Origin of the sequence: Sphingobacterium faecale, assembly GCF_016746095.1 — a bacterium.
Classification (GTDB): Bacteria; Bacteroidota; Bacteroidia; order Sphingobacteriales; family Sphingobacteriaceae; genus Sphingobacterium; species Sphingobacterium faecale.
In genome coordinates, this window is record NZ_JAERTY010000013.1 from 144,972 (window position 1) to 168,298 (window position 23,327).

Here is a 23,327-nt window from a genome sequence, read left to right on the forward strand (position 1 = left end):
GATACAGTTATGATTAAACAACATTATATTTTGGGGATGATCTTGTACTTTTTGGTTCTATCCTGTACAGGAGATTTTTTGGACGTCAAACCGGACAAAAAACTAGTTGTTCCAGAGACGCTTGCGGATATGCAGGCCTTGCTGGATTATACGGATTTAATGAACCGGTCTATACCTATCGTAGACGAGATGCAGGCCGATGACGGCTATTTGACGGATCAGGTTTGGAATGCGATGGGGAATTATCCTGACTATAAAAATGCGTATCTATGGCTGGATCAAATATATGAGACAAAACTGTTAGATGCTAATTGGTCTGTCGCGTACAGGATCATTTTTCAGGCAAATAATGTTTTGGAAGGATTGTCCAAGTTGGATCCTGATCAAGATCCACTCCTATACAAACGTCTTAAAGGACAAGCCCTTTTTTTTAGAGCTTGGCAGCATTGGAGACAGGTGCTAATGTTTGCCCCGCAGTTTGATAAAGATAAGTCGGCCACAGATATGGGGGTACCGATGAGACTCGAAACCGATATCATCGCAAAGACGGTACGGATGTCTGTAGAGGAGAATTATAAAATAATCTTAATGGATCTATTGGAAGCTGCTGACTTAGTGGATGATCATGATGCTGTAAAAACACGACCGGGTAAAGCTGCCATACATAGTCTCTTGGCTAGGGTGTACCTTACTATAAGGCAATGGAAAGAGGCTGCAACGTATGCGGATTTAGCGTTATCTAGTCCCCATTATTCATTAATGGATTTTAGCACGGTGACAGATGGTAGTTATCCGTTCAAACGGTTTGGTTCGGAGGTGCTTTTTCATGCGATAGCAAATACATCTTATATTTTTTCGTCTTCTCGCTTTAAAACAGATCCTGAATTATTCCGTTCATACAGCGTAAATGATTACCGTCGTCAGCTGTTTTTTAACAGCGTAGGTGAGGAAGCGAACTACAAAGGGAGTTACGACGGCTCACTTTATCCTTTTGTGGGCATTAAGTTGTCAGAGTGTTTTTTGATAAAGGCTGAATGTGAGGTAAGAATGAATCAAGTTGAGCAGGGGCTTAATACATTAAGCAAGTTGTTGGAGTCTCGAATAGAAGGGTATCAATCACCTGAAGGACTATCGCAGTCTGAAGCGTTGAACTATGTGTTGTCTGAACGCCGTAAGGAACTTTTTTTGAACGGTGTGCGTTGGTATGATCTGAAGCGTTTGAATATGGAGAAAGCGACAGAGAAGGTGCTTTCAAAGACGGTTTTGGGAAAGGTGTATACGTTGGAACCGAATAGTTTAAAATACATATTCCCGATCCCACCTACTGTGATCCAAATGACAGGGATTCCTCAGAATCCCCGTTGATAAAAGGAAGAGGTTGTTCGACCTTTCGGACAACCTCTTTGGTTTATTCTCTCGTACGGAAATCTTTGTGATTGCCTATTTCTGAAGTAATGACGGTACGTGATGCACCTGTACCCGTTGTCTGGGAGTCTAAGTATTTCCTAGCGCAGTCCGGTATTTCATTATCATCAGGACACGGCAAATCGATTTCATTCACCTCACCGGGTAATGGTGTGGTACCCGCTGCGTCCATAAGGAACCAATACTCTGCTTGAACATCAGATTTTAAACCATCTGCAATGGCGTACATGCCAAAGCCTGTTAAAGTAGCTGTAAGTGCAACAGCAAAAATGTTTTTTTTGATAAATTGTATGATTTTCATTTGTCAGGTTTTTATTTCGCACGGACGGAAAAAAAACACGGTAAAAAAAAGCACAGTTTACTATTTTGTTAAAAGTCTAATCTCGTCTCCATGGGAGACAGTATTTTATATGTCTGCGGAGTCACTATCTGCCGATGGTGGATCTCCATTATGCCTTTACTTTACGGTTTGCCCGAAATAGTGCAAATTTCTCTCTTACCGCATAGGCGTTTTTTTGATTTCGATGTATCATAGGGCTAAGCTATAGAAGATAAGCATCTTTTTTAGATGTGTTAATTCGCAAATGCGATGAATAAAAGCTCAAACAGTATGTCTTTTGCACTTTTCGTACGAATTAATTCGTAAGTTTTTGAAAATATGGAATGTCTTTTTGCTTTAATATCTTCTGTAGGTTATCTTAGGCTATAGTGACCATTAAAAGTTGTAAGCGCTTTAAAATGTTTTTATTATGGATGAAATGGACAGACCTAAGTTTAAAAAATGTAGGGGTACAGGTAAGGTATCCTTTCCCAACAAGTTGGAGGCGCAATGGACGATGCTCAAACACAAGTGGTCCGCTTTGATCCGGAATAAGATCGACGGGCGGCGGGTCAAGCACCGCCAGGGCAAGCAGGCGCAACGACGTATCTACTACTGTAAGGTGTGCAAAGGCTACCACCTGACGAAATGGACCAAACAGAATTTTAATAATTATACGCGCTATCGGGATGAGGAGCGGTTTTGACTACTTGCTTTTTGTTTGAACAGAGAAACGCTAGTACAAAAATCCGAATAGCCATAGCGGAATCTTTGTGCCGAAACCAGTCTCTATCCCATCTGCTGCAATAAGGTAATTATCGGTGTTTTTAACCTGTTTTATCCCCTTGTTTTTACCCCCTACTTCAATATGGATATCTTTGACAAGAAAATCACCTACCTGTGGTTCGGAAACTTCCAGTCCGGCATTGAGTAATTGATTCAGTAAAAAAGTCTCCCTAATATTTCCTTGATTAGGTTCTGGGTGGATAGCATACGAAAGGTTGGTGTTTTCTAAGAATAGCTTGTCCGGCTTTTGTAAACGGGATATACCTTTGCCCTGTGCAGACAGGACATTTAGAAGCCCGGCATCACGAAGTTGGTATATATATTCCAATATACGGTCTCTAGAAATGTCCATTTTAGCTGCAAGAGCAGATATGTTGGGTTTGAAGGGAGCTGATTCAGCAATTACAGCTAATAATCTTTTGACCTTCACAGCGGTACCAGCATTGTATGATGCTATGTAAGCTAGGTCTGTATCTACCACAGCATCTATTACTTGTTCGAGTTTCGGTAGATATTCATTCTCACCCTCGGTAAATATCGGGAGATACCCCAATCGTAGATATTTAGTAAATAAAGGTAGTGGTCTTATTGTTGATGTAATTTGCAGACTAATATCATTTCCATATTGCAGTTTGTATACTGCAAATATAACTATAAATTGTTGTTTTAAAACTACATTTTGACTTGTGTATCGCTGTTTTGTATCAGCAATAATAGGGGGATGTTGATTTATTTCTTACACTTTACTGGTGCTTTGGTCCGCAATAAGATCGACGGGCGGCGGGTCAAGCACCGCCAGGGCAAGCAGGCGCAACGACGCATCTACTACTGTAAGGTGTGCAAAGGCTACCACCTGACGAAATGGACCAAACAGAATTTTAATAATTATACGCGCTATCGGGATGAGGAGCGGTTTTAGTTACCGATTTCTTGGTAAGTTATGATTTAACTGCATAAAGACTTGGCAAATGGTGGGACAATACCAAGATCATATAGATGCTACAGTTCGTTATAGGTTTGATTAAGGCTTTATTTTTACGATTTTCTTGTCGCGAATTATCACAAGCTCGCTGTTTTTGGCCTTTTTAAACTCTATAAGCTTTTCATATACTTTTTCGAGTCCTTTTAGGATTTTGATCTTCTCCTCTATCTGTACTTCAATAGTTGTCATAGTAATGTTTTAAAAGATTAAACTTCTCATCATTGATAACATTCAGCAGGTCATCTACTTGTTTGTCTGCTAATAGTTCGTGGTGCCCCTCAGAATTATCGAAAATTAGAGCTCCGTCAACAATCGGAAGATAAATGTCAAATAGATTTTTGATTCCTTTGATATATCTTCTCTCTATCACATTAGGTTCAATATTATGTCCTCCTTCAGCAACCCTTGTCTTAACTCTTTCTTTGGCTAATTCAATATTTTGAAGCCAAAAGAACAGTAATGTTACCCGATAGCCCTTTTCTTTTGCTGTAGCTACTGTATGTTTGTAACTTCGGGTCGATAGTGTAGTTTCGAATGCGAAATTTTCATTTTCAGAAAGTAACTCTTTAATTCTATTTAACATGATCCGACCTGCCTCAAACGAAACTTTTTCCGGTTGGAAGGGGGATAAACCTTTTGCAATCTCATCAGCATTTACAAACTCTTTACAATCTAGAATTTCAGGTAAAATTGTAAACGAAGCTGTCGTTTTTCCAGCTCCATTACAACCTGCTATTATATAAAGCTTTCTGTCCTGCATTTTTACAAACTTACCAATAAAAATGTTGTTTTGAAACTGCAACTACTTATTCTTCTGAAACCAGCGTAAACCCATTTTCAGATAGCTGGCTTTTTGCTCGTCTGTGATGACGTAATAGATGTCCTTGTGGTCGTCCCTAAACTGTGCCACTCTTTCTTTGGCACCGGTTCGCTTGATCCAGCGGATGTGCTTTTTCAGTTTACTGTTCTTTTGGGCCAGGAACCGGTTGAAATAGTAGTTGATCTCGGGAAATTGTTCCCGTATCCGAAACAGGTCGATCAGGTCGATCTCCAGTGTGGTACTTGCTACAGGGAATACGATGTCCACATCGCTGATCCGCTCTTGTAGTAGGCTGCTGGCATGGATGATAAAATCGGTCGGGCTCCATATCCAGTCCAAGTGTTTTTTTTGCTGTAATTTTTCCAATGCAATGGCTTTGCCATCCTGTAGCAGTACGATCTTGGTATAGATCTCGCCCGATCGGAGCAATACTTCTTTGTCTTCGTAGCTTTTGACGCGGCTCTTGTGGAGTATCGCCTCCAAAAGATCTTCGCTCGGTATTTTGTAGCGGCTCAAAACACCTTTTAGAAATTGGTAACTCAGATCCTGTTGCATAATGTGCAGTTTTCGTTATTTCAATAAATCTCCCGTAGAGCGGACTTTCTGCTCGGTAGGGAGAAGGATGATAGGAAGGAATGTCGGGCAGAGTTGACCAATGGCAACTATGCCCCAGAGACACCGAAGGTGAGCGGACGGTTGTAATATGGACCACACATCGCAAAGGATACCAATAGCCGAAACCACTGATGCGGTCGGGTATAAACAGTAATGTATCGATGATATGTAACCATAAAAGTGATATAAAAGGATCTGTAATAAGGGGTGGGCTTGGATAAAACGGAACAGCTATAATCGGACAGATCCAGTGATGTTTTTACTAAGTTAATAAATTAAGATAGATGTTCATAATATTAATTGATCAAAACTATTTTAAAATTAAAAAGTTATATAGAAAGCAGTGTGTTTTTTTTTGCCGAGGAGGATGCGGCACACGATATAGGATGATAGGGAGTGATCCCAACCAATTAATAATTTATAAATCTAGTTTTTGTTTTAACTGCATAGTAGCTATGGCCGGACTTTGACTGTGCATGTCATTGTTATTATTATGAAAGAGATGTTGCAACATATTATTGATCAACAGAGTCAAACGAATTTTCTGTTGAGCCAGCAGAATGAGTTTTTAAAGGGGTATTTATACCCGGTAGCAGATAATAATACCGAACCACAGCCTGTGGTACCGGTTCAAAAGCCGGAGGTGTTACCCAGACACCTAACAGTCAGTGAGGTCATAGATTATTTTGAAGTGTCGCAGGCTACATTTTACCGCAATATTAAAGATGTACTGATCCATCCGGTCAATAAGGTGGGCAATAGGCCTTACTACCTATATAGTGATGTGGAGGAAGTAATGAAGCATATTCCGGCTCATGAAAAAGGAGCCTGGACCTTTAAGAAACTTAAAAATAGAATGAAAGATGGCTAGAAGGGATCCGTTCTTGATAATCAGTGATTGCTTTTAGCAGAAAAGGGTTCGCTTTTTCTAAAATAGTGAACCCTTTTCCGAGAGAAGGAGTCCCTTGTTGGAAAAAAGTGAACCCATTTCGAGACAAATGGGATGGTATTCCGTAATAAGGGAGCACTTGTTATTAAAAAGGGAAAGCTTGTTCTCAAATAGGAACTGCTATTTGTGAATAAGGTGTATCTAATTGATAAATAGGTGTCCCTTTTATTATAAAAGGGACACCTATTTTTAAAAATGTGTTCGGTTGTTACTAAAAAGGGAACGCAATTTCATACAAAGGGAAATGGTTTTGGTAATAAGGTGCTCCTTTTTACTAAATAGGGGATGTTAATTGCCGATAAGTGACACCTTTTTCTTAACAAGGGATCACTTGTTTGTAAAAAGGGATCACTTGTTGTAAAAAAGGGAATGGTTGTCCGCGATAAGGGTTCCCTTTTTGGGGCACCGTCCCGCAAAGTGTGTAAAGTTGAAGGTAGATATTCTCAGTACAGTACCTTGTTCCTCTCAATATGGCCTGTGCATTATCAGTTTGAATGCCGGCTTCTCTCAGTTCGTCTCAGTTTGGTTTTTTAGGAGTAATCCGAGATAGGTTTGTGTCATAAGGTCGGCCGCGGCGACCGGTGTTCATTAATTTACTAACAAGGGATATTCCCTAAAACAATTACAATTATGCGTACAAAAAGAGTATTGCTGGATTATTCGGGGTTCAAAGATGATGAGTTGAACACCCTGGTAGGGAAAGTATTGGACTGCCTTACGGATCATGTTATTTTTACGGATCTACCCATCGAGCTGACGGAACTAAGTCTGCAGATGATTGACTTTAGAGAAAAATGGCAGGTGGCAAGTAGAGGGGGAAGTCTGTTACAGATTTCCGAGAAGAATGATGCCAAAGGTGTATTGGCTGCTAGCTTGAGGGACATCGCTTTTTATGTCAATAAGATGTCGGGTGGTTCACGCTCCAAGCTGTTGAGCTCAGGTCTACAGCTTGAAGCTGATCCAAAGGAGGCGCAGGTGCCGAACAGGGCGACAGGAGTAATGTTGACCGACGGTAAGCAGCAGAATCAGATGGATATCAAATTCAAACCACAGAAGGAGGCATTGATTTACGAATACCAGATTGCAGATGGTGTAGATGAAGATGGTGTTCCGATATGGAAAGAAACTTTCCAGACGGGTAGCAGTCGAAGCAATATGTATGCGCCGACGGTGCCTGATACGACCTACTACCTGCGCGTACGTGCGCGCAATAAAAAGGGTATCGGAGATTGGTCGGATATCTTCTCTCTGAAAGCAAGGTAAATCATCAATGACTGATTATAGGAAGGGCGGATATGCGTATTCGCCCCCTATCACGCTATTATTACTACTGGATAATTCGTTCACTTGACAACTACATAACTTTCTTATAACATGACAACAATATCAACCAACTCTTCATGGCTGGCCCAGGGCTGGCGGGGAGAACTTACGCTCGGGGAGAAGCTGTTCTTCGGTTTTCTCTTTCTGCTCATCGGCTGGGTAGGCGTATCGGTCATACTACAGCTTATTGATCCGGCCATCGGTATACTGGATTTCGGTACACTGACCTTAGCGATCTTTGGACTGCTGCTGGGATGGCTTGCTATCTATATCAGTATATGGCTGCAGGAGATGCTGTGGCATCCCTTTAAATCATTTCGTAAACAGTTCGGTCAACATTTTAATCAATTGACATCATGGCAACAATGTATTATTTATTTTGGAGTTTTCTTTTTACTGCTTTATGCAGTGATAATGGTGATGGTAGTGGTGTTCTAGATGTGTTCAAATCATCAGTAGTAAACGATTTTTATCCCCTTTATCAAGTGAGGGATTTTCATTTTTTCCTTGATGAAAAAACGAAACAAAAAAATCAAGGCTTGGTTGCTCGGCTAAATTGTTCTCTTATTTCTGGCAATAAGACAAACTCTCCCGATAAATCGGGATCAAACAAGTCTGATTGCGCCTCAGAAATAATCAACAATTCTTTACGCCTTGCGCAACCTAGGCCATCTTATTCGGCTAGTGCTAGTTGTTGTCCCTTACAACCAAAATTAATGTCGCCTGTGAAGTATTTAGCTTTTAAGGACGACCTTTTAGCATATGGAGTCAAAGGCCGTAAAGCTACAAATAGCAGTTCTGTACATTTTGCACTAGTTCAGGAGTCCCAGTCGAAGGCGGGGACAGGAGGGCAGGGGATCTTGGGAACCGCCTCTGTAGCTTTGCGAAGCCGTGATGAAGATAGGCTAAACAGTCTTGATCTTTGTGGCACTTTCTATCAAGGGAAAGTGCCTAGGCAGTCTGCCAATGAGGACAAAAGAAACTTAATAATAGCAATTGCTTCAAAAGAACTTGGTGTTCGTGAAGCTACTGGCAATAACGATGGTAAGCGTGTGGAGGAGTACTTGCGCTATACCAACCTTGGTAAAGGATACGAGTGGTGTGCAGCCTTTGTAAGCTTTTGCTACGGTCAGGCAGGTTTGCCTGTTCCACGTAACCCATGGAGCCCAGCGCTATTCCCGAAGGCCAGACAGATTGCTACAGATAAAGCTCAGGCAGCCGATGTATTTGGGATCTATGGTAGTGCTGCCAAAAGAATCAATCACGTAGGCATAGTAAAGGAGATCTCAAACGGATACCTGATCAGCATCGAAGGCAATAGCAACGATCGGGTCGAATCAAGGCGGCGGCACCTAAGGACAGTATATGCTGTAGCGGAATGGGTCAACAAAGTTAACCAGTGAACTTGTGATACTGTTAACTAGCATACTTGATAACTTGTTAACACGATAACTCCATAACTTTTAATTTCAACAACCATGAAAAACATAACTATCATACTCCCCATCTCTCTTTTGGTAATCTCCACGTTCTCAAATTGCCGTACGGTAAAAGAAAAGACATCCCTTCAAGAGTCAATGATACAGCACCAATATACGGGGACGCAAAGCCGGCAGGCAACGTACTCCCATCAATGGGACAGTACCGGAAGGCGTTGGTTCTTTAGTACAGATAGTGTCTTCTATTATCATCCCGATAGTGGATTGTATGCAAAGCAGGGAATACTGTCTATACGTGAAAATAATCTAAATGTACAAATGCAGCATGCAGTTGTTGATAGCACTCGAATAGAGACTACCACCGAAGAAACGCTTAGCCTGTGGAAGACATATTATCGTAAGGTAAAAGATAGTAGATGGACTCTTATTATTGCAGGAGTGCTGCTTTTGGGAGGTGTATACTGTTGGCTTAAATACAGGCGTGTCGCTTTCTCAATATTTTGGAGGAAACCCAATACTCCGTAATGGCCCACAGGTTGGTTGCCGAAATCTAACGGTACGCCTAAGGTCGTACTGGGTATGCGTTATGCGTTTCGTTTTAAATAGTGTTTTTATTTACGGCAAGAAGCAATCTGTTGTGAATGGATTGCTTCTTGTAGTTTGTGGAAGACTAAAGATTTAACGGTTTTCTTTTTTGATATCATTTGTCGTCACAATCTGCTCTAAGTATTCAATACGCTTGTCCTGCTGTATAATGTATAAGGTAAGCTCTTCTATTTTCTCCAATAGGATTTTGTTCATTTCGCCTAAAGCGATTCCCTGTGCACTGACCTCGGCGGCTTTGGGAACATTGGGTAAGTCAGGCTGCACTAACTTTAGTAAATCAATAGCTTTGTTACATAAAAAGGTTTCATTTGTTTTTTTGTGATTTTTATGGTAGTAAGAGCTGCTTTCTTTTTGGAGTCTTCCGGAATCTCTTGTTAATATAAAGTTAACACAAGATTAATGATAACATAATTGCCTTTTTGACGGTTTGTGCAGGGGTATTGGCTAGTTTTGCATCGTTTTAATAAAAGACCGTAGGCCGGTATTAACTTGTGTAGTATGTTTTTAATTCTTTCAAATTTCAGTTGTATTATTTTGTTTTGTTTCTTTTTGTTTTAAAAATATTTGTTTTGTTTGTTTTTCAGCATTATATTCGAATATTCATTAAGAACCTGTTGTAAACGTAATTAACCCATCATATGTTATGAAAACACATATCCTATTCATGATTCCTTTGTTTTCTTTGCTGTTTTTCTTCGGTTGTAAAGAGAATGAAGCAGCAAAACAAAGTGTGCATGACCCGAATAAGCCGGTCGTGCTGACTTCTTTTTATCCTACCGAGGGTGGGGCAAAGGACAAAATCTTATTAAGTGGTGAGAACTTCGGTTCGGATCCCAGCAAGATCAAAGTGTATTTTAATAATGCGAAAGCGGCAGTAGTATCATCAAGTGGTGATCGTATTTATGCTATTGTTCCACGTCTACCTGGAGATGATCCTGCGATATCGGTGGTCATTGGAAAGGATTCTGTCGTATATGATAATACATTCGCCTATACGGTACAGGCACAGGTAACTACTGTGACTGGAACAGGTTCTAGGGAATTTATTGCCGGCACGCTTGATCAGGCGCGCGTATGTGCTAAATATCTGGAACTGGATGCCGAGGGTAATCTATTTATGACGTGGCGGGACGGTAAAGATAACGCCGTGTTTGGTGTTGGAAGGGTCAGTGAAAAGGAAAATCTGGTTACGGCTATGTATCAGGTTAAAGATAAGCCTTACCCTTATGCGAATGGAATTACAGTCGACAGGGCTACGGGAGTAATGACCGTCTCGCATGAATCTGTTGTCGAAACGTTTTTCTCGTTCGATCCTATTGAAGGATGGTATCCACGTCAACGTAATGCAAAATTTGCGCAGGCTCACGAAATCCCTAATGGAGACCAGTACATGAACTTTATTACTTTTAGTCCTTATGATGGTTATCTCTATAGCCGCTCGCGCGATGGAAGTGTAATCAAAATACATCCGGATACGTACGAGGCAACATTGGTGCACAAGGGATCAAAAGCAGCAGGCTCTACATGGCCGTATGGATCGCAGTATGGACAGGGGATCAATCCGGCTAAGCCGTGGGAGCTCTGGATGACGCTCCACTCGAATGCCAGCCCTATTGAGTATCGTCAGGGACTGATGGTGCTAGACTTGCGTCCAGAGCATATCGGTAAGGGATTCCGTCGTGTAAACGGTACAGGTGGTAGCGACCATCGCGATGGACCGCTCGAAGATGCGATATTTAACTATCCTAAAGATATTAAGTTTGATAATGCCGGAAATATGTTTATCGCAGATTCGGGCAACCAATGTATCCGTATGGTATCAGCCGATGGGATTGTCACTACCGTAGCAGGCCAACCTAAGGTCAAAGGTTATAGGGACGGTGGACCGTTAGAGTCTATGTTCAATGAACCTTGGGGAGTAGCGGTCAATGAACAGGGCGAAATATATATAGCCGACTATGGTAATTCGCGGATCCGTAAACTAGTTATCGAATAATTAACCTAACTCTATATCATGAGGATTATTTATATTTTGTGTATACTGCCTTTGTGTCTGTGGTTTACGGGTGCATTTGCGCAGCAAACAGAGGAATTAACGATTGCAGGTACGGTGGTCAATGAAAAGAATGTACCGGTGCAAAGTGTGTCTATATATATTAAAGATAGACCGGCAGGAGGGGCGTCTACGGATGAGAACGGAAAGTTTAGCATCAAAGCGATATACGGAGATATGTTGGTGTTCAGCTACGTGGGCTATGAATCCGTAGAACATCTGGTGACCAAGTCTCAAGCTAATCTAAGCATTAAATTGGCGGATAAGAGTTTGGATGTGGAGGAGGTCGTGGTGGTCGGTCTAGGAGCCACACAGCGGAAAATAAGTTCGGTGGGCGCTATCACAACGGTAGATGTCAAGCAGCTACAGAGTCCGGCTCCTTCCATGTCTAACCTATTGGGTGGACGTGCAGCTGGAGTAATCTCCATGCAGACTTCCGGAGAACCAGGCGCCAATATCGCCGATTTCTGGATACGTGGTATCGGTACCTTTGGAGCCAATAGCAGTGCACTGGTACTTATCGATGGGCTGGAAGGCGATCTGAATACGATTGATCCGGCAGATGTCGAAAGCTTCTCCATCCTGAAAGATGCATCGGCGACAGCTGTATACGGTGTGCGTGGTGCGAATGGGGTAGTTTTAATAACGACCAAACGAGGTACGGTAGACCGTATACAGATTACGGCAAGGGCCAACTCTACCTTGTCAAGACTCAATAGGTTGCCTAAATACCTAGGCGCTTACGACTATGCAAAGCTAGCTAATGAAGCGGCCTTCTCACGTGGGGAATCGCCCATATACAACCCTACGGAACTGGGAATCATTGAGAATGGCCTGGATCCGGATATGTACCCTGATGTCGATTGGCAGAAGGAAATTCTGAATAATAGCTTCTGGCGCCAAAGTTATTACGCCTCAGGACGTGGAGGTTCGGAGATCGCACGTTATTTTTTGAGTTTAGGAGGTAAAAGTGAAACGGCAGCTTATAAAGTCGATAAAAGTAGCCCCTATAGTTCGAATGTTGGATTCAATACCTACAACTACCGTGTCAATCTGGATCTAAATCTGACTAAAACGACTAAGGTTTACCTGGGATCGGACGGCTATTTATCAAGATTGTTACAGCCGGGGATTTCGAATACGGATTATATCTGGGGGTCGCAATCGAGTCTGACTCCGGTAGCTGTACCGACTAGGTATTCTAATGGCTTATTCCCTGCGGCCGGAGGAGGCGAGCTTTCTTCTCCCTACGTATTGATCAACCGTACAGGAAGGGCATCGGAAGAGTGGTACAAGGGAAAGACAACGCTTGCGATAGATCAGGATCTTAACAGCGTATTGGATGGTCTTAAATTCCGTATGCAGGGAGCCTATGATATACATAGCAATTTTACCGAGCGCCGTTGGGTACAACCGGCTCTTTATCAAGCGATGGGGCGTAACTATGATGGGTCGCTTATTATGAAGGAAACGGTACAGGAACGTGCAGCTATCTATGGTAAAGGATTAAGACAGTTCCGTAAATACCACTTCGAAACTACGGTTAATTACGATCAGAAATTTGGAGAAGACCACCGTACATCCGCATTGGTGTATTATTACCTGAGTGACTCCAAAGATACCAAAGATGCTACCAATAATCTGACGGCTATTCCGGAGCGCTACCAGGGGGTGTCCAGCCGCTTGACCTATGGATTCCGCGATACCTATTTGCTGGATGTTAACTTTGGATATACGGGATCAGAAAACTTTCAGCCGGGTAGACAGTATGGTTTCTTCCCATCCGTAGCCTTGGGGTGGGTGCCGACTGGGTATAAGCTGGTGCAGGAGAAAGCTCCGTGGTTGAATTATTTTAAGATTAGAGCTTCTTATGGTACGGTGGGTAATGACCGTATTGTTAATGATGTCCGTTTCCCTTACCTGACTAAAGCCGATCAGTATTTTAGCAATGTATGGGGCGTAGGAGGTATAGAGACGATCTCCGAAACGCGCATCGGCGCGGATAACCTGGCTTGGGAGAGAGCTGTAAAAGCTAATCTTGGGATCGAGGGTAAACTCTTTAATAACAAGATTGATTTTGTAATCGATTTCTTTAAGGATCAGCGTAACGGAATTTTTCAACAGCGTGTACAGGTGCCTGAGTATGTGGGGGTGATTACTAACCCTTGGGCTAATGTCGGGCGGATGCAAAGTTCGGGTGCCGATGGAAATATTAGCTACAATGCGCAGATCAACCAGGATATGGGATTTACCCTCCGTGGTAATTTTACCTACTCCAAGAATATCGTACAGAACTGGGAGCAACCCTATATGGAGTATTCATACTTAGAATACAATGGATTCCCTTACGGTTCTATCCGTGGATACCAGGCGATCGGATTGTTTAAGGATGAAGATGATGTGAAATATAGTCCAAAACAGACGTTTGGAACGGTCCTGCCGGGGGATATCAAATATAAAGATGTCAATGGTGACGGGGTGATCAACTCCTTGGATAAAGTGCCATTGACCCACAACGATTATCCGCTGATGATGTTTGGATTTGGTGGAGAGTTCCGATATAAAAATCTATCCTTGGGCGTCTTGTTCAAAGGGACAGGAAGTACACCTTTCTATTACGTAGGAATGCCAAAGACGTATAAAGGTGTGACAGAGATCAATGGAAAAGGATATATGCCTTTCTATAATGGTAGTGAAGGTAACGTCATTACCTTGGCCAATGATCCTGCCAACCGCTGGATCCCTCGTGATTATGCTTTGCAGGAAGGTATGGATCTTTCGTTGGCAGAAAATCCAAATGCCCGTTTCCCACGTTTGGAATATGGTAAAAATAGCAATAATACGCAGCTGTCTACTTTCTGGAAAGATGATGCACGTTATATTAGACTGCAGGAGGTGACGCTTAACTACCGCGTGAATCCCAACATTCTTAAAAGGGTAGGGGTAAAATCTATGGACTTACAGTTTGTCGGAAATAACCTGTACATCTGGGACAATGTGAAAATATTTGATCCCGAACAAGCTGCCTGGAACGGACGTAAATATCCGATACCGTCCACGTATTCGGTACAGGTATATGTTAATTTTTAGTACGATAGATATAAATCAAGGATATGAAGACGTCAACAATCATAAAGAGAATAACAAAAGTAGCCCTTGCTGTACAGTTGCTGTTTATGGTAACATCCTGCAAGGATTACCTGAATATCGATAATTATTTCGATGACGAGTTTAATATAGACTCCGCTTTTAGTAATGCCCGGAATATGGAAGCTTACATGTGGGGGGCAGCAGCTATGTTTCCGGACGAATCAAAAACGATACGGAGCAACTATACTCCAGGACCGATGGCTACCGATGAAGGGTTTAATGGATTGACAGGGGCAGGTTCTACCAATATATATTATGGGATGGACTTTGCTACTGGGAATATCACCGCCGATAAATTTGGTGGGCTCAATCAGTGGGGCAATTATTATAAGATAATCCGTAAGTGTAATCTGATTTTGAAGAATCTGCAAAAACCTCAGGATATTACGACCACGGATAGGCTTAGGGTTGAAGGTTATACGCGTTTTATCCGCGCTTATGCTTATTATAATATATTGGTAGATTACGGTCCTCCAATTTTATTGGGCGATGAGGTGGTCAATACCAATGAAAATATGGAGTATTATGACCGGCCGAGATCGACCTATGATGAGGCTATGGATTATACCTGTGCGGAGTTTGAGAAGGCGGGTACCTTAATGCCGCCTGATGTCGGTCTTTTAAACTTTGGCCGCCCTACACGAGGAGCTGCTTTTGCACTGATCGCCCGCTTGCGGTTGATCCATGCCAGCCCGTTGTATAATGGGGGAAATGCGGCACGCGCTTACTTTGGTAACTGGACCCGCAAGACCGATGGCGTACATTATGTCTCCCAGCAGTATGACGAAAGTAGGTGGGCGGTTGCAGCAGCAGCAGCAAAACGTGTCATGGATATGGGAAAATATCAGTTGTATACGGTTCCTGCTGATGATCTGACGGCTCAGCTACCTGCTGATGTGACCTCTGATCCGGATTTTTACGGAGCATACCCTAATGGGGCTTTTGGTATAGATGCCTTCAAATCCTATTCGGATATCTTTACCGGAGAGTCCGTAGCAGCGATCAATCCAGAATTTATATGGGGAGTCAGTGCACCATATATCAACTCGGATATTAACCAGGGAGCTTTCCCGCCGACACTAGGGGGATGGGGGCGTTTTTGTGTGACACAAAAAGTAGTGGATGCTTACTTGATGGAAGACGGAAGGACGATACAAGAGGCCCGTGGTGACACCTACTTTGAAACTGTAGCAGACCTGCCTGCAGGTGGAACCTTTAATGATCTTTTTACGGAGCAATCTAAGACTTTCTCGGGGTATCCGCTTAATTCTGGGGTGTATAAGATGTACGCTAACCGCGAAATGAGGTTTTATGCATCTGTCGGATTTAATGAGGCCGTGTGGCAGGCACTGTCTACATCGGATATCGCACTGCAGAACCATACCGCCAAATACTATTTTCAGGATCTTGACGGACGTGGCGGTGTATCCGCAAATTCACCTAATTATCCGATTACTGGATATATCATCAAGAAATGGGTGCATTCGTATGATGCAAAAACGGGGACAGGCGCTCGTACACTTCCTAAATTCTACCCTATTATCCGTTATGCAGAGATTTTACTGTCTTATGCAGAAGCATTGAACAACTTGAACGGTAGTCATACGGTCAAAATAGGAGAGCGGGAGTATACGGTATCTAGAGATGAGGAAGAGATAAAAAAAGCATTCAACCAAGTGCGTTACCGCGCTGGTCTGCCAGGATTGTCTCAAAGCCAGATCCAGGTAGCAGAAACGGTTCAAAAACAGATCGAAAGAGAGCGTATGATTGAATTCTTGTGGGAAAATAGACGTTTTTATGATGTGCGCCGTTGGGGAATATATGAGGAAACCGAACGTGAGCCGATTATGGGAATGAATCCGGATGGAGCAACGAAAGAAGCGTATTATAGACGTGTGATCCCCGGAACATCTTCTTTCTTGACACGAGAAGTAAACAAGAGGCTTAATTGGGTGCCTATACCGCGTTCAGAACTGAGAAGATTACCTTCCGCAGATCAGAACCCAGGATATAATTAAGAAAAGAAGTACCTGAAAATTTAAAAAAATAACAGATGAAACGAAGATATATAACAGCTCTCGCGCTCCTGATCGGACTAGCTTCATGCAACGATAATGAAGTGTTTGAGAAAGAAATGTATAAGAATGAGGTTTCCCTGATCAGTAGTGATAATCACAATGTATTTCAAGAGGTGGTGCATATGACGGGGGAAGAAATCATTGGGTACGTGGCTGCTTCTGCTGGAGGTACCTTGGCGCCGACAAAGGATCTGACCGTGGGACTGGAAGAGGATGCAGAGCCTCTAAAGGAGTATAACTGGGCGAATTTTGACGCGGCAGAAGAACTCTATGCTAAGCTGCTGCCTCCGGATAAGTACGAGATCATGGATGATAAGCTGGTGATCAAGGCTGGCGAACGTACCGGAAGAACAATGATTAAATTGAGGCCAGAAGGACTGTCTCCGGACTCGACTTATTTTATCGGACTCAAAGTTGTTGATAACTCGGGCGTTGAGATCAATCCGAAGAAAAATACGATGCTCTATCAGGTGTCTTTTCAGAATGATTATGCCTCGCAGGTGAATAGTTCGATGTATATGATGACGGGTTTGAAGGACGACGTGATACCGGTGGCAGCCAATAAAAGACTGTTCCCGCTGACGCATAGTAGTGTGAGATTGACTGCGGGGAATGAATTGTTTGAACCTAAGCTAGCCAGCATAAATAAAAACTCCATGATACTGGAGATCGATGATTCTAACCGGGTGACCATCAAACCGTATAAGACTATAAAGATTGTGCAACTGGATAATGATCCTAAATATCCGAATATATTTCAGGTAGAAGAGTCTTTTGGTAAGAAGACTAATGTATTCTTGCTCTCGTATCAATATTCGCTGGATGGGGGCGTTACTTACTTCAAGATGAAAGAACGCGTGGAGATGCAGGTTAAATAATAAAAGAAGGAATCCATGAAAACGACTAATTATTATAAAATTAAGGCCAAGTCAAAAGTAGCTTTTGCTTTTGTCCTTTCCCTGATGATGTTTCTGTCGTCTTGTAAAGATGAAAATGAGGTCAGAAGCCAGTTTGCATTAAAGGATAATCCAACGAAAATGGAAGTTCCTGCACGTGGCTCTACGGAAACGTATACCGTGCAATCTAGTGGAAGCTGGAAAGTGGAACCACAACGAAAAGAGAAGTGGTTGAAGATCGAACCGATAGAAGGTAGCGGTGATGGTACATTTACGGTGACCGTAAACAAGAATATAGCCCATGAGGTACGTAATATAGCGCTTTTTTTTACGGTGGATGGTCAGCTGCACAATAGTGTGCTGAAGATAGAACAGGCAGCTGCTACAGGAGGAGAGGAAGAAGAGGACCCTTATATCTACCTCGACGGAAAGCCATCTAAACTGGAATATGAAGAAGCTGGTGGAGTAAGTAGTTATGTATTGCGTGCTAATGGGAAGTGGCGCTTAGAACTGGAAGATCAACCCGATTGGGTTACTGTCGAGCCGATGGAAGGTACGGGGGATACTCCGCTCAAAATGACAGTTGCTAAAAATACAGATGTAGAGCGTGCGACAAGTTTATTGTTCTTTTTGGACGATGTACAGCAGTCACAGTCGGTATCCGTGTACCAGAAAGGTCAGAAGTTACAGGTTTCGGGGGATATCGTTTTGAAAGAAGATTTTAACTGGTTGAATTATGGTAGTGAAATATTTTATACGACAACTGGTGAAACGATAATCGGTAACTGGACAGCTGAACAAAAAGCCAAAGGATGGACCAGTTCACCTTCGTCGGATGGAAGCACGTCGGTGTATGCACGTAAGGGATTTGTTAAGCTAGGAAAAACAAATGTAGCTGCTGATTTCATATCGCCCCGATTGGTGAATGTACAACGGACAAAAAATCTAATTGTTAAGTTTAAGGCAGCACCTTATATGACGGCGGCGGGAACGAAAGATCCTACGTTTTTAAGAGTAGAAGTTGTAGGCCCAGGAACGGTGGACGTGAGCGAATTTAATATCAATAACTGGCCTAGTGCAGTTCCAATAGATTTAGGGTATTATACATCGGTCTGGAATGACCCAATGACAGAGCGCTCTTTTGTGATCACAGGAGCAACAGAAGAGACAAAAATTAGATTTGTGGCCAGTGAAACCGACCTGACACTGAAAAAAACAAACCGTATTTTTATCGATGATGTGGTAGTCACTGTACAATAATATAATCAACCTAAAAGGCCCGTGCTGAGTATTCGCGCGGGCTTTTTTATACTTTTAATTATGAAGAAGAAGTTCAATTATACGCGAAGAACCTTTATTCAGGCTTCTGTCGTAACCGGTCTGGGGTTAACACTGAATATGTATGGATGCTCAAAGTCAACTGCTGCTCCAGGAAGTAAACCCGATGAACCTGCACCAGGAGGGGAAGATAATGGGAAGTTGACTATTACAGGTGTGCTGCTGGCCTCGCGTATAGATGTCACTAAAGGTGCTGAGTATACTATTCAGGGGAAAGGGTTTGCCAGCGGAGATCAACTGTATTTTGAATCCCGGATTAATCTGTCGGCTACAGGGAAATTTACGATCAATAGTAAGTCTACTTCGGCTGATGGTATCGTATTCGAGTTTCCAGCAGACCTTCTTTCGGATAGTTATAGAATTTCTGTAAAGCGTGGAACACAGTCTGTTTTATTGGGAACCACTATTCTGAATCTGTACTTCAATGCCGATTTACCCGATAAGACGGGAATGACGGTCAAGGGGGTGGTGTATGCTGCAGGTGTAGGGCTTCCCAACGTGGTGGTGTCTGATGGATTTGAGGTTGCGACTACGGACCAAAATGGAGTGTATTACCTACCGTCTGCTAAAAAAGGAAAGTATGTGTTTGTATCTATCCCCGGTAATTATGAGGTAGCAACTACGATGAATGCACCGCAGTTTTTTCAACGTCTTAATCAACCGGCGAATGTCGTGGAAATTAGGGATTTCGAGCTTTCGGCTGTCAATAATGAAAAACACGTGGTGATGGTATTGGGAGATATGCACCTGGCTAAACGGACGGATGATCTTAATCAGTTCCAGAAAGGATTCTTACCGGACGTTAATAAGTCGATTCAGGCCTATAAGAGTGCTGGTAATAAGGTATATGCGCTGACGCTTGGTGATATGACCTGGGATAGTTATTGGGAGTCCAATAATTATGGGTTGCCTCAATATATTACGGAGATGAATAAGATCGGCGCGATGGTATTTAATACCATGGGTAACCATGATAACGATCCAAAAGAGTTTGAAGACTGGTTGTCAGAGAATAAATTCAGAGACATACTCGGACCTACTTATTACTCCTTTAATATCGGGAAGGTACATTATATCGTGCTCGATAACATCGAATATCTAAACACCGGAGGAACTCGCAATTATAATACAAAAATTGTGGCTGATCAAATCGACTGGCTGAAAAAAGACCTGGCGACGATTACCGATAAAAGCGCCCCTATTGTCATAGCCATGCACGCACACTTGCATACCAACCCGTCTTTAAATAGTAGTGGCAATGAAACTACGGGATACCGTATCTCCAATGCGGCCGACTTTGTGGATGCATTGAAGGAGTTTACGACGGTGCATGTACTTACTGGACATACGCATATTAACTACAATGTAGAAACAGCCGATAAACCAAATATTATGGAACATAATACAGGAGCTGTATGTGCTACTTGGTGGTGGACTGGAAATGTCGGATACGCAGATAATCATATCTGTAAAGATGGAGCTCCAGGTGGATATGGCATATGGGAAATGCAAGGAAAAGAATTAAAGTGGAAATATAAAGCTATCGGCGAGCAGGAAGATTACCAGTTTAGGGCGTATGACCTTAATGAAGTACACTTGACCAAGGAGAAGTACGCTCCTGCCTATACCGGCGCAGAATGGAATACATACGCAGCGGAGTATGCGAATTCCAATAAGAATAATGAAGTACTCATCAACGTATGGAATTATGACAAGGAGTGGAAGGTAGAGGTAATGGAGAATGGCAAATCTCTTCCTGTCAATCGGGTGAGAATGCGTGACCCATTGCATATTATTTCTTACTCGGCCAAACGGCTCGATAGAAATGCTGTGCCTACGGCAGATTTTGTGACAACACTTACAGCGCACATGTTTAAAGTGAAGGCTTCGTCGCCTACCAGTACTTTAGAGATTAAGGTTACTGATCGCTTCGGAAAGGTCTATCAACAAACAATGGTGCGGCCAAAAGCATTGGGCTACCAAATGAAGTAAAGAAATAGGCAGCGCATGGAGGCCGCTACAAGGGCGACATCCATGCGCTATATAGATCGGGTATAATACAGATGATTGTTAAATATTTTTGTAATGAAAGCTATATTAATATCAGTTGTTGGAATTTTAATGCTTGTTTTTACGGTGCAGGGCCAAACCGAGTTTGGCCTCAAAGCTGGAGTCAATTTCCCTTCTTATAGTTGTGCCGAATCGGAACTGCTCGCTTCGACCAAAGCTATAACTAGTTTTTATTTAGCAGGCTATCTAGACTCGCGTATAGCCCGTGGTCTCTATTTTCATCCGGAACTCTCTCTGCAGGGAATGGGCAGTAAACTGATCGAGACTCAGGTAAGGGGAGCCGAGGAAATAACGCAGAAAACAAAATGGCTAAATCTTACATTTAATTTCTTGGGAAAAGCTCCGGTGAAAACTTTTGGAAATGCATTTTTGGGGGGAGGACCCTATATGGGGTTTGCTATGGATGGAACCAATACGTATACAGACAAAGGCACGACTACAGCTGTCATCATCTATGATCGGAATGCACTGAAAAATTTTGACTATGGCGTGAATGTTTTGGCAGGATTTAAATTTGGAAAGCATTTCTCACTAAACGCCAATTACAGGTTGGGCTTGGCTAATATCGCAGAATCTTCCTTTAAATGGTCAGATAATGTGAAAAATAGGGTGTTTTCTATAGGGATAGGTGCGTCTTTGTAGTTCTACAAAAAAAGCTGTCTCCTATGTTTGTATCGAGCAAATGTAGGAGACATTTTTGTTTTTAGATTTGCTCCCTAAGGCAGAATAGAATTTAAGACGGAATATACTCTTGCGCCCCGGTACTCCGTCATGTCGACCTTGTGGAGACATCTATAGGTTATTTAGACGGTGAATTCTATTTCGTAGGCTGCCCGACACCCGTATTGTTTCAGGACTTTATCATCAACCTGAGGTGTCGTTGTAAGGAAGAGAAATTGGAGCTTTGCTACCTTTAATAGCGGGAGGATATGAAGTTAAAATATTGAAAAATAGAACAAAATGTAGGTAATAATATTTGCAATCTTTATATTAGAGTTTTAAGAAATAATAATCAACTTATGAAACGCCCCCAATTTATTAACTTATTGGCTCTGCTATGTTTTGGATTGTTAATTTCCCATGCGGGATACTCTCAGTCTAGATCTTCGCAAGCTATTCAGGTATTGGTGTCACCAAACAAACCTGATTGGACTTATAACAAAAATGAGGAAGCCTCTTTTAAAATTCAGGTATTGCAACATCAAGTCCCTTTGACAGATATTGAAATTACCTATAGTGTAGGCCTAGAAAAAATGATACCTACAGACCAAGGTAAAGTGAAGCTAAAAGACGGTTTTGCAGTGGTAAAGGGTAGGTTGGCTACGCCTGGATTTTTGCGTTGTGAAGCAAAAGTATCTATAGACGGGCGTTGGTATAGTGGTATCGCTACAGCAGGGTATGCACCATTGGACATCAAACCGACTCAGATATTACCAGATGATTTTCAAGAATATTGGGATACGGCAATAGCTAAGGCCTCGAAGGTACCTTTGGATGCGAAGTTAACATTATTGCCCGAGCGATGTACGGAAAACGTGGATGTGTACCAGGTAAATATGCAAAATGCAGCTGCTGGAACACGTCAATATGGTATACTGGCTAAGCCAAAAAAGGAGGGTAAGTATCCTGCGGTATTAGCGGTCCCTGGCGCCGGTATTCGTCCGTATGCTGGTGTTATTGACCTTGCAGAAAAGGGTATAATTACACTGCAAATCGGTATTCATGGTATTCCTGTCACCTATGAAACAGGGCTGTACAATGACTTGGGCAATGGCCCACTAAAAGGATATCCATTCTTTAATTTGGATAATAGGGATAGCTACTACTATAATAGGGTGTACTTGGGCTGTGTAAGAGCTGTGGATTTTCTATACGCTTTGCCAGAGTTTAACGGTAATGATCTATTGGTCTGGGGTGGTAGCCAAGGTGGCGCTTTAGCTATTATTACGGCATCTTTGGATAGTCGTGTAAAGGGCTTGGCCTCACTGTATCCTGCTTTGAGTGATCTCACTGGTTATATGCACAATCGTGCGGGTGGATGGCCTCATATGTTTAGGACGGATGTGGATGAGAATAAAGTGAAGGTGTCGGCTTACTATGATGTGGTCAATTTTGCCCGTTTTGTAAAGGTGCCCGGATTCTATACCTGGGGATATAATGATGATACATGTCCTCCAACGTCTTATTATTCGGCATATAATCTTATTAATGCACCTAAAGAATTATACCTGGTACAAGAGACTGGCCATTGGACTTACCCTGAGCAACATCAAGAAATAGAAAAATGGATGCTCAAGCAGTTGAAGAAATAAAAGGAATATAGCGTAAATCAACATAAAAAGGGGCATCGCTAGAGTGCCCCCAAAAGTTTAGACAAATTTAGTTATTAGATTTGTTATTGTAATGAGCTCGATATTCCATCGGGCTCATTCCGTTTAAATTGAGTTTTATCCTGTTGTTATTATAATATTCGATATA

23 protein-coding genes are annotated in these 23,327 nt (G+C 42.4%); 16 read left to right on the top strand and 7 right to left on the bottom strand.

The annotated features are described in order from the left end of the window. The first annotated feature begins 9 nt into the window (after window positions 1-9). Entirely contained in the window at window positions 10-1,365 is a 1,356-nt protein-coding gene (locus tag JKG61_RS20895; RefSeq protein ID WP_202104955.1) for a RagB/SusD family nutrient uptake outer membrane protein, read from the top strand. 43 nt (window positions 1,366-1,408) lie between these two features. Here JKG61_RS20895 and JKG61_RS20900 read toward each other — a convergent pair whose 3' ends face one another. Beyond that, a complete protein-coding gene (locus tag JKG61_RS20900) occupies window positions 1,409-1,726 on the bottom strand; it encodes a hypothetical protein (protein ID WP_202104956.1) in 318 nt (105 codons plus the stop codon). 448 nt (window positions 1,727-2,174) lie between these two features. Between JKG61_RS20900 and JKG61_RS20905 the strand changes: the two genes are divergently transcribed. After that, window positions 2,175-2,450, top strand: a complete 276-nt coding sequence (locus JKG61_RS20905; RefSeq protein ID WP_202104957.1) for a hypothetical protein — start codon at window positions 2,175-2,177, stop codon at window positions 2,448-2,450. Window positions 2,451-2,480: 30 nt separating this feature from the next. Here JKG61_RS20905 and JKG61_RS20910 read toward each other — a convergent pair whose 3' ends face one another. Next, a complete protein-coding gene (locus JKG61_RS20910; RefSeq protein WP_202104958.1) occupies window positions 2,481-3,083 on the bottom strand; it encodes an ATP-binding protein in 603 nt (200 codons plus the stop codon). A 126-nt stretch (window positions 3,084-3,209) separates the two neighbouring features. On the opposite strand from JKG61_RS20910, the gene JKG61_RS20915 reads away from it, so the two are divergent. Beyond that, window positions 3,210-3,449 carry a hypothetical protein gene (locus JKG61_RS20915; protein ID WP_202104959.1) on the top strand — a complete coding sequence of 80 codons (240 nt, stop codon included), beginning with the start codon at window positions 3,210-3,212 and terminating at the stop codon, window positions 3,447-3,449. A 102-nt stretch (window positions 3,450-3,551) separates the two neighbouring features. Here the strand turns inward: JKG61_RS20915 and JKG61_RS20920 are convergent, their stop codons facing one another. From JKG61_RS20920 to JKG61_RS20930, 3 genes are read right to left on the bottom strand one after another with little or no spacing between them, the layout of a single operon-like run. Continuing rightward, window positions 3,552-3,701 carry a hypothetical protein gene (locus tag JKG61_RS20920; RefSeq protein WP_202104960.1) on the bottom strand — a complete coding sequence of 50 codons (150 nt, stop codon included), beginning with the start codon at window positions 3,699-3,701 and terminating at the stop codon, window positions 3,552-3,554. Continuing rightward, complete coding sequence (locus JKG61_RS20925; RefSeq protein WP_202104961.1) at window positions 3,688-4,272, bottom strand: zeta toxin family protein; 585 nt, start codon at window positions 4,270-4,272, stop codon at window positions 3,688-3,690. The genes JKG61_RS20920 and JKG61_RS20925 overlap by 14 nt, the downstream gene beginning before the upstream one ends. Before the next feature lie 42 nt (window positions 4,273-4,314). Then, a complete protein-coding gene (locus JKG61_RS20930; RefSeq protein ID WP_202104962.1) occupies window positions 4,315-4,887 on the bottom strand; it encodes a Crp/Fnr family transcriptional regulator in 573 nt (190 codons plus the stop codon). A gap of 553 nt (window positions 4,888-5,440) precedes the next feature. Between JKG61_RS20930 and JKG61_RS20935 the strand changes: the two genes are divergently transcribed. The 5 genes from JKG61_RS20935 to JKG61_RS20955 all read left to right on the top strand — a co-directional run bounded on the left by JKG61_RS20935 (window position 5,441) and on the right by JKG61_RS20955 (window position 9,183). Beyond that, entirely contained in the window at window positions 5,441-5,818 is a 378-nt protein-coding gene (locus JKG61_RS20935) for a helix-turn-helix domain-containing protein (RefSeq protein ID WP_202104963.1), read from the top strand. A gap of 708 nt (window positions 5,819-6,526) precedes the next feature. Next, a complete protein-coding gene (locus JKG61_RS20940; RefSeq protein WP_202104964.1) occupies window positions 6,527-7,159 on the top strand; it encodes a fibronectin type III domain-containing protein in 633 nt (210 codons plus the stop codon). Between the two features lie 111 nt (window positions 7,160-7,270). Further along, complete coding sequence (locus JKG61_RS20945) at window positions 7,271-7,657, top strand: hypothetical protein (protein WP_202104965.1); 387 nt, start codon at window positions 7,271-7,273, stop codon at window positions 7,655-7,657. Window positions 7,658-7,944: 287 nt separating this feature from the next. Continuing rightward, complete coding sequence (locus JKG61_RS20950; RefSeq protein ID WP_317192428.1) at window positions 7,945-8,622, top strand: CHAP domain-containing protein; 678 nt, start codon at window positions 7,945-7,947, stop codon at window positions 8,620-8,622. 75 nt (window positions 8,623-8,697) lie between these two features. Next, the gene (locus JKG61_RS20955; protein ID WP_202104967.1) at window positions 8,698-9,183 is read left to right on the top strand and encodes a hypothetical protein; all 486 of its coding nucleotides are present in this window, start codon (window positions 8,698-8,700) and stop codon (window positions 9,181-9,183) included. Between the two features lie 153 nt (window positions 9,184-9,336). Here the strand turns inward: JKG61_RS20955 and JKG61_RS20960 are convergent, their stop codons facing one another. After that, the gene (locus tag JKG61_RS20960; protein WP_202104968.1) at window positions 9,337-9,528 is read right to left on the bottom strand and encodes a hypothetical protein; all 192 of its coding nucleotides are present in this window, start codon (window positions 9,526-9,528) and stop codon (window positions 9,337-9,339) included. A 379-nt stretch (window positions 9,529-9,907) separates the two neighbouring features. Here JKG61_RS20960 and JKG61_RS20965 point away from each other — a divergent pair, with 379 nt between their 5' ends. The 8 genes from JKG61_RS20965 to JKG61_RS21000 all read left to right on the top strand — a co-directional run bounded on the left by JKG61_RS20965 (window position 9,908) and on the right by JKG61_RS21000 (window position 23,161). Beyond that, window positions 9,908-11,260, top strand: a complete 1,353-nt coding sequence (locus tag JKG61_RS20965; protein ID WP_202104969.1) for an IPT/TIG domain-containing protein — start codon at window positions 9,908-9,910, stop codon at window positions 11,258-11,260. 18 nt (window positions 11,261-11,278) lie between these two features. Continuing rightward, entirely contained in the window at window positions 11,279-14,407 is a 3,129-nt protein-coding gene (locus tag JKG61_RS20970; RefSeq protein ID WP_202104970.1) for a SusC/RagA family TonB-linked outer membrane protein, read from the top strand. A gap of 23 nt (window positions 14,408-14,430) precedes the next feature. Continuing rightward, window positions 14,431-16,485, top strand: a complete 2,055-nt coding sequence (locus JKG61_RS20975; RefSeq protein WP_202104971.1) for a RagB/SusD family nutrient uptake outer membrane protein — start codon at window positions 14,431-14,433, stop codon at window positions 16,483-16,485. A gap of 35 nt (window positions 16,486-16,520) precedes the next feature. Beyond that, window positions 16,521-17,423: a BT_3044 domain-containing protein gene (locus JKG61_RS20980; protein WP_202104972.1), complete on the top strand. Its 903-nt coding sequence runs from the start codon at window positions 16,521-16,523 to the stop codon at window positions 17,421-17,423. Window positions 17,424-17,438: 15 nt separating this feature from the next. Continuing rightward, window positions 17,439-18,701, top strand: coding sequence for a BACON domain-containing protein (locus JKG61_RS20985; protein ID WP_202104973.1), 1,263 nt, complete (start codon window positions 17,439-17,441; stop codon window positions 18,699-18,701). A 60-nt stretch (window positions 18,702-18,761) separates the two neighbouring features. After that, window positions 18,762-20,771 (top strand): calcineurin-like phosphoesterase C-terminal domain-containing protein, encoded by a 2,010-nt coding sequence (locus tag JKG61_RS20990; protein ID WP_202104974.1) that lies wholly within the window; start codon window positions 18,762-18,764, stop codon window positions 20,769-20,771. Window positions 20,772-20,864: 93 nt separating this feature from the next. Then, a complete protein-coding gene (locus JKG61_RS20995) occupies window positions 20,865-21,491 on the top strand; it encodes an outer membrane beta-barrel protein (protein WP_202104975.1) in 627 nt (208 codons plus the stop codon). A 377-nt stretch (window positions 21,492-21,868) separates the two neighbouring features. Beyond that, entirely contained in the window at window positions 21,869-23,161 is a 1,293-nt protein-coding gene (locus JKG61_RS21000; RefSeq protein ID WP_202104976.1) for an acetylxylan esterase, read from the top strand. Between the two features lie 67 nt (window positions 23,162-23,228). Here the strand turns inward: JKG61_RS21000 and JKG61_RS23370 are convergent, their stop codons facing one another. Beyond that, complete coding sequence (locus JKG61_RS23370; RefSeq protein ID WP_394371087.1) at window positions 23,229-23,324, bottom strand: IS3 family transposase; 96 nt, start codon at window positions 23,322-23,324, stop codon at window positions 23,229-23,231. Window positions 23,325-23,327 lie beyond the last annotated feature (3 nt).

Coding starts and splice junctions, on each gene's coding strand:
- JKG61_RS20895 (WP_202104955.1), top strand. CDS start 10: ATGATTAAACAACATTATATTTTGGGGATGATCTTGTACTTTTTGGTT.
- JKG61_RS20900 (WP_202104956.1), bottom strand. CDS start 1,726: ATGAAAATCATACAATTTATCAAAAAAAACATTTTTGCTGTTGCACTT.
- JKG61_RS20905 (WP_202104957.1), top strand. CDS start 2,175: ATGGATGAAATGGACAGACCTAAGTTTAAAAAATGTAGGGGTACAGGT.
- JKG61_RS20920 (WP_202104960.1), bottom strand. CDS start 3,701: ATGACAACTATTGAAGTACAGATAGAGGAGAAGATCAAAATCCTAAAA.
- JKG61_RS20925 (WP_202104961.1), bottom strand. CDS start 4,272: ATGCAGGACAGAAAGCTTTATATAATAGCAGGTTGTAATGGAGCTGGA.
- JKG61_RS20930 (WP_202104962.1), bottom strand. CDS start 4,887: ATGCAACAGGATCTGAGTTACCAATTTCTAAAAGGTGTTTTGAGCCGC.
- JKG61_RS20935 (WP_202104963.1), top strand. CDS start 5,441: ATGAAAGAGATGTTGCAACATATTATTGATCAACAGAGTCAAACGAAT.
- JKG61_RS20940 (WP_202104964.1), top strand. CDS start 6,527: ATGCGTACAAAAAGAGTATTGCTGGATTATTCGGGGTTCAAAGATGAT.
- JKG61_RS20945 (WP_202104965.1), top strand. CDS start 7,271: ATGACAACAATATCAACCAACTCTTCATGGCTGGCCCAGGGCTGGCGG.
- JKG61_RS20955 (WP_202104967.1), top strand. CDS start 8,698: ATGAAAAACATAACTATCATACTCCCCATCTCTCTTTTGGTAATCTCC.
- JKG61_RS20965 (WP_202104969.1), top strand. CDS start 9,908: ATGAAAACACATATCCTATTCATGATTCCTTTGTTTTCTTTGCTGTTT.
- JKG61_RS20970 (WP_202104970.1), top strand. CDS start 11,279: ATGAGGATTATTTATATTTTGTGTATACTGCCTTTGTGTCTGTGGTTT.
- JKG61_RS20975 (WP_202104971.1), top strand. CDS start 14,431: ATGAAGACGTCAACAATCATAAAGAGAATAACAAAAGTAGCCCTTGCT.
- JKG61_RS20980 (WP_202104972.1), top strand. CDS start 16,521: ATGAAACGAAGATATATAACAGCTCTCGCGCTCCTGATCGGACTAGCT.
- JKG61_RS20985 (WP_202104973.1), top strand. CDS start 17,439: ATGAAAACGACTAATTATTATAAAATTAAGGCCAAGTCAAAAGTAGCT.
- JKG61_RS20990 (WP_202104974.1), top strand. CDS start 18,762: ATGAAGAAGAAGTTCAATTATACGCGAAGAACCTTTATTCAGGCTTCT.
- JKG61_RS20995 (WP_202104975.1), top strand. CDS start 20,865: ATGAAAGCTATATTAATATCAGTTGTTGGAATTTTAATGCTTGTTTTT.
- JKG61_RS21000 (WP_202104976.1), top strand. CDS start 21,869: ATGAAACGCCCCCAATTTATTAACTTATTGGCTCTGCTATGTTTTGGA.